This window comes from Bacillus sp. JJ1566 (assembly GCF_036962685.1).
Taxonomy (GTDB): domain Bacteria; phylum Bacillota; class Bacilli; order Bacillales; family Bacillaceae_L; genus Ferdinandcohnia.
The window spans coordinates 1-17795 of record NZ_JBALOP010000051.1 but is presented as its reverse complement, the minus strand read 5'-3'; the positions used below and the strand labels follow the sequence as shown (position 1 = coordinate 17795).

General features: G+C 36.0%; 13 protein-coding genes, 1 pseudogene and 1 riboswitch. Of the genes and pseudogenes, 12 read left to right on the top strand and 2 right to left on the bottom strand.

From position 1 onward, the window contains the following. Window positions 1–305 precede the first annotated feature (305 nt). The 3 genes from V7112_RS18375 (at window position 306) to V7112_RS18365 (ending at window position 4640) form a co-directional block, all read left to right on the top strand. Entirely contained in the window at window positions 306–998 is a 693-nt protein-coding gene (locus V7112_RS18375) for an SDR family oxidoreductase (protein WP_335422530.1), read from the top strand. Window positions 999–1293: 295 nt separating this feature from the next. Beyond that, a complete protein-coding gene (gene purL, locus V7112_RS18370) occupies window positions 1294–3684 on the top strand; it encodes a phosphoribosylformylglycinamidine synthase subunit PurL (protein WP_335422529.1) in 2391 nt (796 codons plus the stop codon). 422 nt (window positions 3685–4106) lie between these two features. Continuing rightward, the gene (locus V7112_RS18365; protein WP_335422528.1) at window positions 4107–4640 is read left to right on the top strand and encodes a GNAT family N-acetyltransferase; all 534 of its coding nucleotides are present in this window, start codon (window positions 4107–4109) and stop codon (window positions 4638–4640) included. Window positions 4641–4791: 151 nt separating this feature from the next. Here V7112_RS18365 and V7112_RS18360 read toward each other — a convergent pair. Further along, a pseudogene (locus tag V7112_RS18360) lies at window positions 4792–5944 on the bottom strand (IS110 family transposase). A 126-nt stretch (window positions 5945–6070) separates the two neighbouring features. Between V7112_RS18360 and V7112_RS18355 the strand changes: the two are divergent. The 5 genes from V7112_RS18355 to V7112_RS18335 all read left to right on the top strand — a co-directional run bounded on the left by V7112_RS18355 (window position 6071) and on the right by V7112_RS18335 (window position 10839). Further along, on the top strand, window positions 6071–6640 hold the full coding sequence (locus tag V7112_RS18355; protein WP_335422526.1) for a hypothetical protein: 570 nt from the start codon (window positions 6071–6073) through the stop codon (window positions 6638–6640). 309 nt (window positions 6641–6949) lie between these two features. Further along, entirely contained in the window at window positions 6950–7102 is a 153-nt protein-coding gene (locus V7112_RS18350; RefSeq protein ID WP_335422524.1) for a hypothetical protein, read from the top strand. A 319-nt stretch (window positions 7103–7421) separates the two neighbouring features. Beyond that, window positions 7422–8654 (top strand): Zn-dependent hydrolase, encoded by a 1233-nt coding sequence (locus V7112_RS18345; protein WP_335422534.1) that lies wholly within the window; start codon window positions 7422–7424, stop codon window positions 8652–8654. A 382-nt stretch (window positions 8655–9036) separates the two neighbouring features. Beyond that, on the top strand, window positions 9037–10359 hold the full coding sequence (locus V7112_RS18340) for a short-chain fatty acid transporter (RefSeq protein WP_335422522.1): 1323 nt from the start codon (window positions 9037–9039) through the stop codon (window positions 10357–10359). Between the two features lie 69 nt (window positions 10360–10428). Beyond that, window positions 10429–10839: a hypothetical protein gene (locus V7112_RS18335; protein ID WP_335422520.1), complete on the top strand. Its 411-nt coding sequence runs from the start codon at window positions 10429–10431 to the stop codon at window positions 10837–10839. Between the two features lie 188 nt (window positions 10840–11027). On the opposite strand, the gene V7112_RS18330 is transcribed toward V7112_RS18335, so the two are convergent. Further along, entirely contained in the window at window positions 11028–11795 is a 768-nt protein-coding gene (locus V7112_RS18330; RefSeq protein ID WP_335422518.1) for a SurA N-terminal domain-containing protein, read from the bottom strand. 265 nt (window positions 11796–12060) lie between these two features. Here V7112_RS18330 and V7112_RS18325 point away from each other — a divergent pair, with 265 nt between their 5' ends. The 4 genes from V7112_RS18325 (at window position 12061) to V7112_RS18310 (ending at window position 17715) form a co-directional block, all read left to right on the top strand. Next, window positions 12061–12591 (top strand): hypothetical protein, encoded by a 531-nt coding sequence (locus tag V7112_RS18325; protein ID WP_335422516.1) that lies wholly within the window; start codon window positions 12061–12063, stop codon window positions 12589–12591. Beyond that, complete coding sequence (locus V7112_RS18320; RefSeq protein WP_335422514.1) at window positions 12592–13167, top strand: glycosyl hydrolase family 18 protein; 576 nt, start codon at window positions 12592–12594, stop codon at window positions 13165–13167. A gap of 309 nt (window positions 13168–13476) precedes the next feature. Continuing rightward, a riboswitch (cyclic di-GMP riboswitch) is annotated at window positions 13477–13561 on the top strand. Between the two features lie 157 nt (window positions 13562–13718). Continuing rightward, on the top strand, window positions 13719–15998 hold the full coding sequence (locus tag V7112_RS18315; RefSeq protein WP_335422512.1) for an EAL domain-containing protein: 2280 nt from the start codon (window positions 13719–13721) through the stop codon (window positions 15996–15998). Window positions 15999–16044: 46 nt separating this feature from the next. Then, complete coding sequence (locus tag V7112_RS18310) at window positions 16045–17715, top strand: sensor domain-containing diguanylate cyclase (protein ID WP_335422510.1); 1671 nt, start codon at window positions 16045–16047, stop codon at window positions 17713–17715. Window positions 17716–17795 lie beyond the last annotated feature (80 nt).

Sequence of the window (17795 nt, the reverse complement as noted above, 5' to 3'; positions counted from 1 at the left end):
ATACTAGTAATTGTTGAAAAAAATAAAATTGAATGTTAAAGCCTAAGACCTATAGTAGCTGAACAATAAGACATTACTAAAATACAGCCAAAAGACTAGGGGAATTTAAAACCTAGTCTTTTTGCTTTGCTGCTATTGAATTGCGATATTCGAAATCAATAAGAATAATGAAAAGTCCGTCGACAGATAATAGTTCTGACATTGATAAGTTGGTTGATTTTTACAACAAATTTATTAAATTGGAGGAATTCATAATGGGTAAATTAGACGGTAAAGTAGCAATCATTACAGGTGCAGCATAAGGGATGGGTGCCATGCATGCTCGGAAATTCGTGGAAGAGGGAGCAAAAGTGGCAATTACGGATCTTAACGTGGAGGGCGCACAAAAACTAGCGGATGAAATAGGGGAAAACGCAATTGCTCTTAAACTAGATGTTGCGAGTGAAGAGAATTGGATAGAGGTTGTAGCAAAAACTGAAGAAACATTTGGTCCTATTAATGTGTTGGTAAATAACGCTGGCATTGGAATCTTCAAAACATTAGAAGAACTAACTGTAAAGGACTTTGAATTAACATTTAAAGTAGATGAGCTTGGTGTATTCTTAGGAATGCAAAAAGTAGTACCTTCAATGAAAAAAGCTGGTGTCGGTTCGATTGTTAATATTTCATCTGTAGATGGTTTGGTGAGTGCGCCAACGGCTATTGCGTATAGTGCTTCTAAACATGCAGTAACGGGTATGACCAAAGGTGCGGCTGCCGAGCTTGGACAATTTAACATCCGTGTAAATTCTGTCCATCCAGGTATTATTAAAACACCTATGGCTGATCAACCATATGTAGAAGAATATCTTAAGCAACTTGAACAGGATATTCCACTAAGAAGAAGGGCAGAAGTAGTAGAGGTATCTAATTTAGTTGTATATCTTGCCTCTGATGATTCTAGCTATTCAACTGGTGCTCAATTTGTCGTAGATGGTGGAATGATTTCTGACCTATAATCGATTTAAAGAGACTTACGCTTAGACAAGAATTGATTGTGTGAGTCATTCAGTACAAAGAAAAATTTACGTTAGTTATGTATATAGAATACCTAAAGACCGATTTAAGTAGTCGGTCTTTTTTCTAATTGTTCATTCCCCAGTATCTCCACGCAAACGTAACGAGTTAATCATAAATCTCCTCCAATCTAGAGCAATCCTCCATCTGGATGACGAATCCGAGAATTTGAGCTGCGAAAATAGGTACTTTTGATGAAACCCTTACCAAAAAATTGGAAAATAATACAAAACTGTATTGAAAGATATTCGATTCTCGATTGTTGTCAAAACCTGTCGTGGAGGCTATGATGGAAAAGGAAAGATGAAGGTAAATCGTGCACAAGATATCGAAGATGCGATTAGCTTCGTTGAAAAAAATAAGCATTATTTAGCAAACAAATTAAATTATTTTTTGGAGGAATTATTGATGTCGCAACATAACATTAGTCCAGAACAAATTGAAAATGAACAAATTTACAAGGAGATGGGATTAACAGACGAAGAATATCGACTAGCAAAGAATCTATTAAAACGTCATCCCAACTACACAGAAACAGGTATTTTCTCTGCCATGTGGTCCGAGCATTGTAGCTACAAATCATCGAAACCATTACTTAAAAAGTTCCCAACGAAAGGAAGTCATGTTTTACAAGGACCTGGTGAAGGTGCTGGGGTTGTTGATATTGGAGATAATCAAGCCGTTGTTTTTAAAATTGAAAGTCATAATAGTCCGTCTTTTGTTGAGCCATTTGAGGGTTCAGCAACAGGTGTTGGTGGAATAAATCGTGATGTCTTCTCAATGGGAGCAAAACCAATTGCAGCTATGAACTCATTACGTTTTGGCAATCTAGATAATGACCATACGAAAATGTTATTTTCTGAGGTTGTACGTGGAATTGCGAGCTATGGCAATGTGATCGAGGTTCCAACTGTTGGTGGCGAGATACAATTTGATAAGCAATATGAAGAAAATCCTTTAGTCAATGCCATGATTGTTGGGCTCATTTCTCATGATGATATCCAAAAGGGTGTTGCCGCTGGTGTAGGAAATATCGTTATTTATGCGGGTGGAGATACCGGACTAGACGGAGTTGGTGGTGCATCATTTTCTTCAGATGTTGTCGAAGGTGGAAACGAAGAAAACACATCTGCAGTTGCAATCGGTAATCCACATATCGGTAAAAAATTAATGAACGCATGTTTAGAAGTTATTCATTCGGATGCGTTAGTTGGTATTCAAGATATGGGTGCTGCGGGGTTAACTTCATCAGCGAGTGAAATGGCAGCGAAAGCAGGAACGGGAATTGAGATGAATCTTGACCTTGTTCCACAACGCGAAGAAGGTATGAATGCCTATGAAATTATGCTGTCAGAATCACAGGAGCGAATGTTATTGGTCGCGAAAAAAGGTCAAGAGCAGGAAATTCTTGATATTTTTGCGAAACATGATGTGGATGCGGCAGTGATTGGTGAAGTTATTGAAGAAAAAACCTTCCGTATTAAACAGCATGGTGAGATTGTCGCAGATATTCCTGTCAATATTTTAGCCGATGAAGCACCTGTCTATTATTTACCATCAAAAGAAGCGGCATACTATCAAGAATTCCAAGCGATTGAGAATGAAGTTCCAGCAGTTGACGATCACCAAGCGATGTTAAGACAGCTTATACAGCAGCCGACAATTGCTAGTAAGGAATGGGCATACAAGCAATATGACGCTGAGGCACAAGGAAACACCATTGTTGGTCCTGGATCTGATGCAGCAATCGTGAAGATCGATGGAACGGATAAAGCAATTGCGATTACAACGGACTGTAACTCTCGTTATATTTATTTAGATCCTAAAGTTGGCGGGCAAATTGCTGTAGCTGAAGCAGCACGTAATCTTGTTTGTTCCGGTGCAAAACCACTTGCTATTACTGATGGCTTAAACTACGGTAACCCAAACGATCCAGAAGTATTTTGGCAAATGGAAGAAAGCATTGATGGAATCAGCGAGGCATGTCTTGTTCTTGAGACACCCGTTATTAGCGGTAACGTTTCTATGTATAATCAATCAAAAGACGAAGCGGTTCTTCCAACACCAATCATTGGTATGGTCGGATTAATTGAACATACAAAATATGTAACACCAAACCATTTCCAAAATAATGGCGACCTTGTTTATTTAATTGGTGAAACATTCCCTGAATTCGGTGGAAGTGAACTACAAAATGTGATGGCTGGAAAATATTCAGGAAAAGCGCCAGTGATTGATTTACAAGTTGAAGCAAACCGTCAAAACTTACTTACAACTGCAATTAGAGATGGTCTTGTCGCATCTGCACATGATTTATCTGAAGGCGGACTTGCTGTTTCCTTAGCAGAGAGTTTGTTTAAGGGACAAGGTTTAGGTGTTGAAGTTAGCTTAACAGGTGACGCAACGGTAGCGTTATTTAGTGAATCACAATCAAGATTTTTAGTAACTGTAAAAGCAGAAAACAAAGAACAGTTTCAAAATCTATGGACAGAAGCGACCCAAATTGGCTCGGTAACGAACAATGGAAAATTGATTGTATTCGTAAATGGTGAACATGTTATAGAGGATACGGTTGATGAACTTCATAACCTTTGGAGTGGAGCGATTCCTGGGCTAGTTGCTAAATAAATTTGTTCTAGAATATCTATGAAAGTGAATGTGCTGTGCACTACCTATAAAAAATTTAAAAGACCGATTTTATTGAGTAACGGGTTCGGTTGATGGGGAGAAAACAATAAAAAACAGAGCATTTTGGGACACAATTCGCATATGAATTGGTGTCCCCTTTTGTTGTTATATCAACGTTTAGATGATTTATATAGAGGAACTGGAACCGCAATTAGCAGAGGGATTAACAAGAGTACATAAATTTATGTGCCTTTGCTAATTCACATGTTAAAACACGTGCTGATTGGATATCGGAAAGAAAAATTTAGTATGGAGATGAGAAATCTATGTTAAAATATATTGAAAATTATGAAATGGTGTTCTTCAACTAACGAAGCAGGATTGTTGAATAAGAGATAAAAATAATTATGGGGGACTGAGAAGTGTTAACAATATTAAAAACGGACCGCTTAATTCTTCGCCCATTTACAATGGAAGATGCAACCAGGGTGCAAGAACTGGCTGGCAACAAAGATGTTGCTAAAACAACATTAGGTATACCACATCCATATCCAATAGAAGCCGCTGCGCAGTGGATAAAACAACATCCTGAAATGGTAAAAAACGGTATTCTTCCTTTTGCTATTGTTCTAATATCTGAGGATGTTTTAATTGGAACTATGACAATTCGTGTAAACGATACCCATAAGAAAGCTGAATTAGCTTATTGGGTCGGTAAGGAATATTGGGGAAATGGTTATGCAACTGAAGCTGCTAAGGAAATAGTCAGATATGGTTTCGAAGAACTAAATCTTAACCGAATATGGGCAAAGGCTATGTCAAAGAATCCTGCTTCAAGCAAAGTAATGTTGAAAGTTGGCATGAAAAAAGAAGGGGTTTTAAGACAAGACACTATGAAATCAGGTGTCTTTGAGGACTCTGATATATATGGACTAACTAAGTCAGATTATCAATAAAATCTTGTTCAACTAAACCAGCTAATAGTTTTTCAATATTTTTTCAATAAAAACTTAAAATATCTCATGCTATACTAAATTTATGCATGCCAAATAACCTTCCAACGTTCGGTGTTTGGAAAGTTTTGGTCTGTTTAGTTATATTTTTAAATTAGGCTAGATCTTGGAAAGCCGATTTACTTTTTAAAAGTGCATAAATCCAATGTAAGAGTTTATTCGCACATGCTATTACAGCCACTTTATAGGGTTTTCCTTCTTCACGTTTCTTATCATAAAACTCTCGTAATCGCTTGTTACGAGGAAGGATTTCATCTGTCGTTTTCTGTTTCCTGCAATCACGAATGGCACATTTAACAGCCATATACAGGGCATGTCGTAGTCTACTAGAACCTCTTTTGGTTATCCGATTCAAAGACACTTGGATCAATTCCGGCAAATGCAACTAACTTTTTAGAGTGATTAAACCGATCAATTTCCCCAATCTCAGAAATAATCGTGGCAGCGATTTTTTCACCGATTCCGTGGATTGATTGGATAATTTTATATTCTTCAATACTTTTCGCTAAAGCATCTATCTCAATCTCAAGCTTGGATAGATGCTTTTTGTATTCGAGAAGCATATTAATATACATACCCAAGCTTAAAGAAAGGCTATGATATAAGGTTTTCTGGAACGGGTTTTGAACCGCGGCAGCCATTAGTTTTTCTGCCTGATTGTTTGCCCATTGTTGTGAACGACTTTTACATAGCTCCTTTATTTTGTTAGCGATGGTTTCTTTGCTTTCTTTCAAGACTTCTTCTGAAGTAGGAAATGCTTGTAGCGTTAGTAATGAAACATCTGAATATAAGGACCCAAAAACCCCACAGTATTGAGGAAATACTTGATCCAAAATTGCCTGAAACTGCAGTTTAGTTTGTACAAACATGCCTGTAATATTTTCATGTTGCCTTGTCAGATTACGCAGGTTTAAAAGTTGGATTCCCCGTTGTCTATAAGGCTCCAAGTCTTCTTTATAGTAAAGCTCGCACAGGTGGTGAGCATCAACAATATCCGTCTTTACCTTGCGTAAACTAGAACTCTTAGCCCGATATGATATGAGAGGATTGACGATAATCAATAAATATCCTCTGTCCTCAAAATATTGCATAATCGGTGTGTGATAATGTCCAGTGAATTCTAATACAATAGGAGGTCTTCCCCCTGATACATCCTCTACCTCTTTAATGAAATCTAGAAGATTACTTAATCCTTCGAGAGTATGTGCTATTTTAAAACTCTTTTTGTATGGCTGCTTTTTATCCAAGAATGATTAGTAGGTAAAGGTTATTCATTCTTTATTAACTCATAGTTCATTTGAAGTATTTTTAAATGTTGTTAAATTTTGTATTATTATTAATATTGTGTCATCGCTGTTAAAGGGGGATGTATTTTGAAAAAGCTATATATTATTGTCTTCTCTATTTTGCTTGCAGCTTGTAGTAATCCATCTGGTGCTACTACAGAGGATGAACTATTAAAAATGAGTGAAGAGTTGTTTGTCGCATTGGAAAGTCATGATTGGACTACTATTTCTGAAATGACTCACCCCGATGGGTTAACTTTTTCTCTTTTTGCTGATCTAGGAAGCCCTACCTCAAATGAAGTGATTTTAAATAAGGAAACATTAAAACAAGCAGAGCAAGTTAAGGTCACTTGGGGAGTAGAACTGACTGGTTTAGAAGTAATAAAAACAAAGGACGAATATGTAGAAGAATATATTTTCAAAAGTATTTATGGCAACCCATTAAAGTACGATACTGTGAACTTTAATAGTTCATCTGTTGAAAGTGGTGGTGTGATTAATACCATCTCAAAAAATTTTCCGGATGCAAAATATGTTGAATACTTTTCTGAAGCAACTGAGGATGAATATGATTGGCAAGCCCTTAGATTTGTTTTTAAAGAACGTCAAGGTGAATGGTTTTTGTTCGGGATTGTAAGAGACGTGCATAATCCTTAAGGAAAACGGACCACGAGAGACAATCCGTTGGTCCGTTTTCTTTATAATTATTTCTCTTCTTCAAGTTCCGTCGGTTGAGGTCCTGTGCCGCCATAAAGTTTGTTCCATACGGCAGATCGTATTGACCGAACCCGTTATTTATTGAGTCGGTCTTTTTTAATTGTTTTTTTCATTTATCTGACGTGATCTTAACTTCATTGCCTATAAATCTGAATTTTCCTTTTGGCCGGTACTCAATAAACCTATATTAAATAAGGAATCTAAATTTCAACGATTGTTGTATTATTGATTAAAATGGAACTCTGTAAAATGAGGTTACTATTAATGACTGATGAAGAGGTAATGAAAGCAATTGAAAAAATGGATAACGGGAAACGGATAAAATTACTTGATTTGTTGTTTGATAATTATTATAAAAAAACTTATTTGCATGTATTATTATTGGTCGAACTAAGTAAATAGTGTTTACATTAAATAGATACTTCATGATGGTTGTGACGTCATTAAATCAGTGAATGCGTTTGGATTTGAAATTTGACATACTATAAAATAATTCGTTTATATCTTTTACATTTTGTATAGTGACATTATGATACATATAGTTATAATCATAAATAACTGAATATTTAAGTAACTAATACATTAAGATTTTTGTGTTAATTTGGGATGCGTATGACGAAGTCTCGTTCGTAGCAATTATGATTGTTTATGCTCAACTCCAACAAATAGTAAAATGAAAGAAGATCTTTGGTTATCACTAATTAAAGGGGAGTCTTCAATGTTGCAAAAACAAAAACTGTTAATCAATAGGGAAAGATTAATGAACGAATTGGAGCGATTTGCAGACTTTGGCAGGACAGAAAAGAATGGAGTGACAAGGCTGGCTTTATCAGATGAAGACCGACACGCCAGAGATTATTTCCAAGCCTGCTGTGAGGAATTAGGTATGGATGTGAAGATTGATGATATGGGATGTATGTATGCTACACTTGAAGGCACTGAGAAAAAACCTCCTATCCTGATTGGCTCCCATTTAGATACTGTCAAAAAAGGAGGCAGATTTGATGGTGTATTAGGGGTAGTAGCCGGTTTAGAAGTAGTAAGAACCCTCGTAGACCATAATATTAAACCTAAAATTCCAATTACTGTTGTGAATTTTACCAATGAAGAAGGTGCTAGATTCGAGCCTTCGATGATGGCATCAGGTGTGCTCGCAGGTAAATTTGAAAAGTCCTTCATGATGCAAAAGAAGGACTCAGAAGGAATTACTTTTGGCGAAGCACTGAAGGCGATAGGATACGAAGGGCATGTGGAAAACCGCCTTAAAGAAGCAACCGCTTTGCTTGAATTACATATTGAACAAGGACCAATTTTAGAATCGGGAGCGCTTTCGATTGGTGTTGTAGAATGTGTTGTAGGTATGGCTTGTTATGAAATTGAAGTGACTGGTGAATCCGATCATGCAGGTACCACCCCGATGAACATGCGCAAGGACGCATTATTTGCAACGAATAACCTTATAAACGAGATACGGAAATACCTTGGTTCTTTAGATAATGACCTAGTTTTTACAATTGGAAGGATGAATGTCTATCCAAGCATTCATACAGTTATTCCGAATAAAGTTGTATTTACCCTTGAGGCCCGGCACAAGGATATGGATATCGTTAACAATGTGAAAAATTTTGTTGAAGGTCTTCCTAATTTGGAAATGAATGAAGGATGTAAGATAGAAGCAACGAAATTATGGGAACGAGATACGGTTTGGTTCAAGCCCGAACTCTGCAATCTTATAGAGGACTCTGCAAAATCACTTGGTTACACCCATAAACGCATGGTTAGCGGTGCCGGGCATGACGCGCAGTTCATCGCAAGCTATATCCCTACCACCATGCTGTTTGTACCGAGCAAAAACGGAAAAAGCCATTGCGAAGAAGAACTAACCACCTTGGAGGAATGCGAAAAAGGAGTAAACGTCGTCTTGAATACTGTCTTAAGCCTATTATCTAAATAAAATTTGAAAAAATAAAGGCATTAATAACGTAGTATAAAGCAAACGCTCAGACAAATCTGAGCGTTTGTTGTGTACAGGAGCAATTGCATTACAACTTCTACCCGGCTAGAGATTAAAGATTAATTATGGAAATGAAGATATTTCTGAGATTAGCCCAGTAGAAAAACAAGATAAATGGAAAGCCGAATACTTAAAGTGAAACAATCTAAGGCAATAAAACACCATTTTTCAAAGACGATTATATTCCAATTGCTAAACAAGACCTAATCCCTATAAATTTTCTAGTTTGAAATAGTGAAAAAGCACTAAAGATTAACCATTCTCATATTCTATAACTCTTCTCAATATAATAACAGCAAGTACTTATATGGGGAGTGAGTTAATGAAACTAGTAACAAACTTTTTCGTTCGGCTCGTTCAGCGTTTTCTTCCAGATGCCTTTATCTTTGCGATTATTCTTACCTTCTTAGTGTTTGTTTTAGGCATCTTGTTTACAGAAAGCGGACCGGTTGAGATGGTTTCACATTGGGGAACAGGTTTTTGGGATTTACTTGCTTTTACGATGCAAATGTCTCTTGTAGTAGTAACAGGGTATGTCTTGGCCAATGCACCTATTATTAAGAATTTTCTTGCTAGATTAAGTAAATTGGCTAAAACACCTGCACATGCGGTTATGCTTGTAACGTTTGTGGCGACAATTGCCTGTTTAATTAATTATGGATTTGGACTAGTGGTTGGGGCCCTGTTTGCCATCCATGTGGCCAGGCAAGTACCATCTGCAGATTTTCGTATTTTAGTAGCTGGGGCATATAGTGGATTTTTGGTTTGGCATGGAGGATTTTCAGGTTCAATTCCATTAACAGTGGCAACTCCTGGTCACTTTTTAGAAGAAAAAATGGGCGTTATTCCGGTAAGTGAAACTCTTTTTAGCCCATCCAATCTATTTATTGTCGCAGCTCTAGTAGTAACACTGCCAATTTTTAACCATTTCCTAATGAGAAGCACCAATACAATCAACCAAGATCGATCCCGTTGGGTGATTCCAGATGACACGGATTCTACAACAGGAATGGAAAATCCAACTACACCAGCAGAAAAAATTGAAAACAGTGTGATTGTCTCGATGTTGATCGGCATCATGGGCTTGGGCTTTATCGTCTATCACTTTGTTACCAAGGGCTTCGATTTAAATATTAATATTGTAAACTTTCTTTTCTTATTCTTAGGAATCATGCTGCATAAAACACCGAAACAGTTCTTAGATACGGTAACGAACGGAGTAAAAAATGCAGGAGGAATTATCATTCAATTCCCGTTTTATGCCGGAATTATGGGAATGGTTACTTTATCAGGAATGTCCGAGCAAATTGCTTTGTGGTTCCTCACATTTGCAAATGCGCACACGTTGCCATTCTTTTCATTTGTGAGTGGGGGGCTTATCAACGTATTTGTACCATCAGGTGGTGGCCAGTGGGCAGTTCAGGGGCCGATTATGATCGAAGCAGCGGCAGCTATTGATGCAGACATTGCGAAAACGGCAATGGGTGTTGCATGGGGAGATGCCTGGACCAATATGATTCAACCATTCTGGGCATTGCCTGCATTAGCAATTGCAGGATTGCATATTCGGGACATCATGGGCTTCTGTGTCATGATTTTACTTTATAGCTTTATTCCAATTTCAATTGGTTTCTTACTGTTGTAAAATAAAGGCAAACGGTTAAGTCCGTTTGCTTTTTTAATGGATTAACGTTTATCAAGGGGTGGGACTTTAATGGGGAAGAAAATAGTTGGTATGTTATTTTTACCGGTTATTATGGTTTTACTTATAATTGGATGTTCATCTAACACTACACCGCCTTTAAAAGGGGGCTACCAAAGCGAACATGTAGAGGGTTATATTGTTCTAATGACATTTCAACCGGGAGATCATACTTTCGTCGAATACATTGATAACAGGGAAGTCGATAAAGGAACTTATGAAAAAGTAGAAAATAATGTGTATAAACTTAATGGTGAAATGCAAGAAATCGAAATCACATTAAATAGTGACAACTCCTTTGATCTAATCGTAAAAAAACTAAATGACGGTAAACCCATTAACTTGAAAAATGTCAATGCCACCCCAGTTTATTTTGGTACAGAATTTGATGATGTTGAAGAATATAAATCATTATTAGAGTGAGAGGTGGGGCATACATATTAAGACCCGATTAAGAACAACTCGTGTTCGTTTTATTAAAAGTACACATAACATTGTGATACGTGAAAAAAAGAAGATGAACACTACATTTTGTAGGGATTCATCTTCTTTTTCATTTGAAGGGACATTTGTCAGAAGCCCCTTGAGTTGTCATTTTTGTGTGTAACGTCTTAAATTTTAATTTCGATCTTCGCATTTTTCTTTAACTCTTCAACCTGCTTGGCGAGTTTTTCCTGCTGTTTTTGCTGTTGAAGCGATTCTTCGATTTGCGGCTTTATTTCTTCAAGCTTTGGGATTTCTTGTCCAGTACTCTTTCCTTGTTCCGTAAATTGATCATACATTTGTTGAATTTCTTCATCGGATATTTCACCAACTGGAACTTCTTTCTCAATGTACTGTCTGAGTTTAATATCGGCAGCTATTTGAGTTTCAAGTATTTTTATGTCCATACCGGATTTTTTAAGAGCGGCTTCGAATTCTTTTTCCGTTTTAAACTGTGTTTTTATTTCGTCCAGCTGTTTTTTAATATCTGCCTCAGAAGCTTTATAGTTTTTTTTGTCTGCCTCTTGAAGTAGAAGAGTTTGTCCGACTAAGCTGTCGATTGTCTGATCTTTGACTTGCTTTGCAGCTTCTTCAGAAGTCGGATCTTGACCCATTTGCTGCAAATGTCCTTGTATTGATGCTAAAGTGCTATTATAGTCGCTTCCTAAAATCTTTTTATCATTCACTATGGCAACAGTTTTCTTTTCATCTATCTGCTGTGCTTTTAACTTCTTTTGCATTTCTTCCATTTGCTTTTGCTGTTCCTTCTGCTGACCGGTTTCCGCTGTTTTTGCTTTATTGTCATTTTTAGCCTCTGTACTTTCTCCATTTCCTCCGCATGCTGCTAAAACAACTGCCATTAGACCGGTCAATAATGTAAACATTATTCTTTTCATAAACGATCTCCTTCCTTAAGCTAGTAGTATAATTTTTCACTAAAAAAATCGTCTTGTGCGCATTATAAAGTTAATCCTACGAAAATGAAACCGTATGTGCTCTTTTTTAATAATTATAATAGAATTGAAACATTTGATAATGATAATAGATGCCTGTAACAAAGACGTTTGATACGATTAAGCAATTTAGAGCTTCTTAAAGATGAATAAGTTTCAACCTTTCTTATCAACTTAAATAATATACAAAATAGAAGAAGGTGTAATTATGGCGAAGAATTGTTATTGGTCAATCACCATTATTTCTTTAAGCATGACCTTATTACTAATGTCATCTTGTAGTCAGTCACAAAGAAATGAGGAACACAAAAATGATAAAATTCCCCGTGAGGTTTTAGGTTTCTACACAGAACAGGAAGGATCGTTACCAGGGTCTCAACCTACAGTTAACTCGCAATTCACTAGGTTAAGTATCATTGCACCTTTTTGGTACAAGCTTGATGATAAACAACCGGGAAATCTTATAGATTCCGTTACATCAGATCATAAAAGACAGGTTATTCAGAGTGCTCATGATAAAAACCTAAAGGTATATATGGTTGTACATAATCTCTTCTATGAAACCGTCGATAAGGGCAAGCAGGTAGCAAGTAATGTCCTTACTAACGATAAAAACCGGGATGTTTTCATTCAGAACCTACGCAATGAAATATCTCAGTTTAAATATGACGGTATTAATATCGACATGGAAAATTTGAATTTGGCTGACCGAGATTGCTTTAGTCTGTTTATAAAATAATTGTCTGATGCACTAAATCGTGACGGAAAAGAAGTTACGGTTTCAGTTCCGGCAAACACAGGTGATTCCCGTGCTAATCCTTGGTCACCGTGGTTTGATTACGAAAAACTTGGTCAATATTCTGATGGATTAATGATTATGACATACGATGAGCACAACCCAAGAACAACACCCGGATCAACAGCATCAGTCGATTGGACAGAAGCAACGATTCGTTATGCTTTGGAACAGGGAGTATCACCATCAAAAATTTTACTTGGTATCGCGGGTTATGGATGTGACTGGGATATAACAACAGAAAAAGCAGTTTATAGCTCCTATGCACAGATAATGGATCTGAAAGAAAAATATAATGCTAAAGTTATATGGGACTCCCGTTCCCAAACACCTCATTTCAGTTACGTAGATAAAGAACAGCATAGCCACCAGGTATGGTTTGAGAATAGCAATAGTCTGCGGTTTAAACTAGACCTTGCAGAAAAATATAACTTACGGGGAATCGGGATTTGGCGACTTGGCTTAGAAGACCCATTGTACTGGAAGACCATACCCGAGAAAATAAAAGTAAAAAAGTGATGGAATGGAATGTGTGAAGTGTATTGATGAAACTAACAAGGAAAAAGGCAACCCAAGTGGATTGCCTTTTTTTAGTTAAATTCCTGTGATTTGTGGAAGTTTTTCATTCTACGTTAAAAGGACAAGCTTATATTATATGAATTATCAAAATAACAGTGTGATTTATAGCGCTTTTACTGGAAATTATTTGGGATATTATGAAAATGCAGTGGAATCTTTTGGTTTTTGTTGAAAGATGTTGAAAGTATATTCTCTTTTTAATATTATTAGATAATACTAAAGCACTATAAATAGTTAGATAAAATATTATATCGATAAAGGCAAACTTATTAAAAGATAAGGACGCAAAGCCACGAGCCTAAGGCAGCTATGCTATGGTAGTCGGGTTTCCGAAAATAATGGAGAGTAAAAAGGACTCCCGTTATTCGGTGTAGTTTCTTTTTTTATTTAATGACATTTCATTTGAAGTTTAAGATTTTCATTGAGTATGGATTGAAACTACCGGAATGTAACATGAAAAACTTTCACTAGATTTTCCCGGGGGGCAGAAAATGAAATTACTAGATCGATTTCGAAAAAAACAAAATCAAGTAGATATACAAGCACAAATGATCAAAAATGCTTATCTTGAAGGTATTAAAGAAAACAACATGGAAACATTTGTTGATGATATTGCAACATTTTTTAATGAAGGTGAAACCGTATCTCATCTTAAGTATCTTCTAAACAATTTAGGTTTAGCTCTATTTTCAATTGACCTTAAAAAAGGAGAAATTAGCTATGCTTCAAGCAAAATAGAAGAAATTTTGGAGATTTCTAAAGAGGAATTAACGGTTGAATATTGGAAATCACTTTGGTATGAAGAGGGTATCCTGGATTTTTCACAAATCTATGCCAAATTTACCCGTGAAGGAAAAAAATCTCATACATATCGGATTAAAACTCCCGATGGACATGTTAAGTGGATAAACGAAACAACCATTGCCATTGACGGCAGGGATGGTACAATCGAAAAAATTGTAGGGATTATGGAAGACTGTACGAACTCTTTCCGACTTGAACAGAAAATAAATTTTATCACCACACATGACGAACTTACCAATCTCCCAAATTTTTTATATGGAAGTAACCATATAAAAGAGGTCATCAATAGTTTCAAAAACTCAAAAAAAAGATTTGCTTTGTTTTGTGTCAATTTAGATGGGTTCAGTCGTATTAATAATACATTAGGGTTTAAAATTGCTGACGAAGCTTTTAAGCAATTATCGGTTAAACTTGAAAAATACCTTACCAAGGGGTTTTTCCTTTTCCGTTCTCAAGGGGATGAATGGTACGCTATTGTGGAAAAGTCAATGAAAAATGAGAAGTACATGAGTCATGCTAAAGAGATCATTGATATTATTCAATCTCCTCTTCATGTCCAGGATTATTCAATTCGAATCACAGCTAGCATTGGAATAAGTATCTACCCTGATGACGGGGAAAACAAGGTAGAACTCATAAAAAACGCAAACACCGCATTAAAACGTGCAAAAAAGCATGGTGCCGCAAACTATCAATTGTATTCAGTAAATATGAATATTGAATCCTTTAAAAACTTCCAATTAGAAACAGATTTACACAGTGCGATTCAGAATGGTGAATTGTACATCGAATACCAACCTAAAGTGGATGTTAAGCTGCAACGGGCAACAAGTGCAGAGGCCCTTATTCGTTGGAAGCACCCACTATGGGGAGAAGTTTCACCGATGGAATTTATCACAATTGCAGAAGAAAGTAATGTTCATCGTCAGATCTCAGAATTTGTCATAGATACCGTATGTAAACAAGTGGGTGAATGGGAAGGGAAAGGTCTTGATTTTACGACCATTTCGTTTAACTTGTCAGCTAAGGACTTTTTAAAAAGCACTTTAATAAGTACGTTAAACAACGCAATTCATCGGTACGATATCGATCCCAAACATATAGAAATAGAGCTCACAGAAGGTACCTTGTTACAAGAAACAAGTGTTGTTCAAGACCAAATTGAGCAAATAAAAGCGATGGGCATTACATTATCACTAGACGACTTTGGTACGGGATATTCATCCATCCATTATTTGAGAAATCTTCCAGTGGATACAATTAAAATCGATCGCTCGTTTATACAACATATTCATAAAAATGAAGATGATAAGATTATCGTCAAATCGATTACTGAGCTTACAAGGGGTCTTAAAAAGACTGTTGTGGCTGAAGGGGTAGAAAACGAAGAGCAATATACTATTTTAAGAGCACTAGGGTGTGATTTTATCCAAGGCTACTTTTTTAGCAAGGCTGTTTCCGCTAATAAGATGACGAGGCTGCTTGAAATGGAGACTATACAGCCTAAGAGCTGTAAGACTGAAGTTCCTTTTAATCGCCGTCAATACTATCGTGTAAACTTTCCGTTTTCATTAATTACTCAAATGACAATATTATCATTTAACGGAAAAGCTGTTTCACTCGGTTCGACTGAGGTGTTAGTTTTAGATATGGGGTTAGGTGGATTACGCTTTCTTAGCCACTTAAGACTAAAACCACATAACGATATTTTGTACAAATTTAGGACAACCCTTATGGGGTTGGACATAAACTTAAATGGAACGATTGTTCGGTACGAGGAGAAAGAACAAGACATTTTTGAATATGGTGTAGAGTTTCAAATTAGTGAGGCTGATCGCGATGAGTTAGCGTTAGTGTTAAATAAAATTACCTTACAAATGAAGCAAAATCCATGTTTTAATGATGGAGATTTTATTGATGAAAATCCTATCGTCTCTATATCAAAAATGCAAAAAAAGCGAATCTAGTTTCAAATTTATATAGATCAATAATTCAACATAATGGAGATGAAGAATGCAAAACCTACAAAATCAATTATTAAATAGAGTATTAATAGAAGGAATTAAAGAACCATTATTTATTGTAAAAGTAGAAGAGGGTTCAGAGTTTTATTATGAATTTTTGAATCGTGCTGCGATAGAGAAAACAGGATTAACCGAAGAAGTCATTGGAAAATCTATCAATACTGTTTATCCTAAAGAAATGGCAAATTTCTTAAATGAACAATATACGCTTGCCGTTTTAAGTATGGAAAGTATTAGATATGAAGATTCATATATGTCCTTACTAGGAGAGAAATCTTATTTCGAAACCACATTAACGCCATTGCTAGATAAAGCTACTAATCAATGTACACACGTCATTGCACTCGTTCATGATATAACTGAGAAAAAGCGGGGAGAATTAGAACTACTCGAATATTGGAATAAGGTAAATGAAAGTAATCAGAAATACAGTTCGCTTTACAAAAATAATTCTGATGCGATTATTACATTTAATACGCAAGGTGAAATCATAGAAGGGAATGATAAGGTTGAAGCTCTAACTGGCTATAGCATGGATGAGATTGCATTTTCTGACTTAACTGCCTTATTCGATAGAAAAAATGTCAAGCTCTTACAAAAAAACTTTAGGAGATCTTTAGAAGGTGAACCATTAGAATTTTCATTAGTAATGAACAAAAAAACAGGAGAACAAATAGAACTCATCGTCAAATTAACGCCAATCTTTGTAAAGAATCAAGTCATCGGGATTTTCTCAATGTTGAAGGATATAACGAAATTAATAAACATCACAAGAAGTTATATGGATATTAGACAACGACTTAAGATTATTACTGAAAAATCACAGGATTTGATTACCATCCTGGATAAATACGGTATCATCGTAGATGCTTCGCCATCTCATAAACATTTATTAGGATTTGCGCAAGAGGAATTTATAGGTAAACATTTTACCTACAACATTCATCCGGATGATCTATCTCTTTTGGAAGAAACAATTTTGCATGCCATTCATAATGAAATCACTGGAAGAATTCATATACGAAAAAAGCATTCTACTAAAGGGTGGATTTGGTTTGATTTTAGGGCAACTCCTGTTTTTAATGAAAACAATGAATTCCTTTATACTGTTTGTGTATCTAGTGATATTCAATCACAAATTAACTATGAATCTGAACTTAGGCATCTTGCCTTCCATGATTCAATGACCAATTTGCCAAATCGAAGATATTTAAAAGACTTTTTGAAAAAATCCATAGATGATTACCATAATGACAAAATAAATGGTCTTGTCGTTGGAATGTTGGATATTGACCATTTTAAATCAATAAATGATCAAATGGGACATGATGTTGGGGATGCCGTCATTATTGAATTTGGAAATAGAATCAGAAAAAATCTCCGTAATATTGATTTTATCGCACGTTTAGGCGGAGATGAATTCGTCATTGTCTTACCAAACACCCTAGAAGATGAAATAGGTCATATCATTGAAAGTATACAGAAAGAAGTTCTCGAAACTTGGACTATTGGTGATAGAACATTCAATGTATCAGCAAGCATAGGGATTGGAATGGTACCTAAAGAAAAAATTTCAATCTCCTCCATCTTAAAAATGGCAGACATTGCACTATATGAAGCCAAAGAAGCCGGAAAAAACACCTTTAAAATAATGAAATAAGACAGAGGGTTAACTGTCCCGAAAGTAAAAACCTAAATGCAAACCTTGGTTTGCGTTTAGGTTTTTTATTAGTCTTTTTA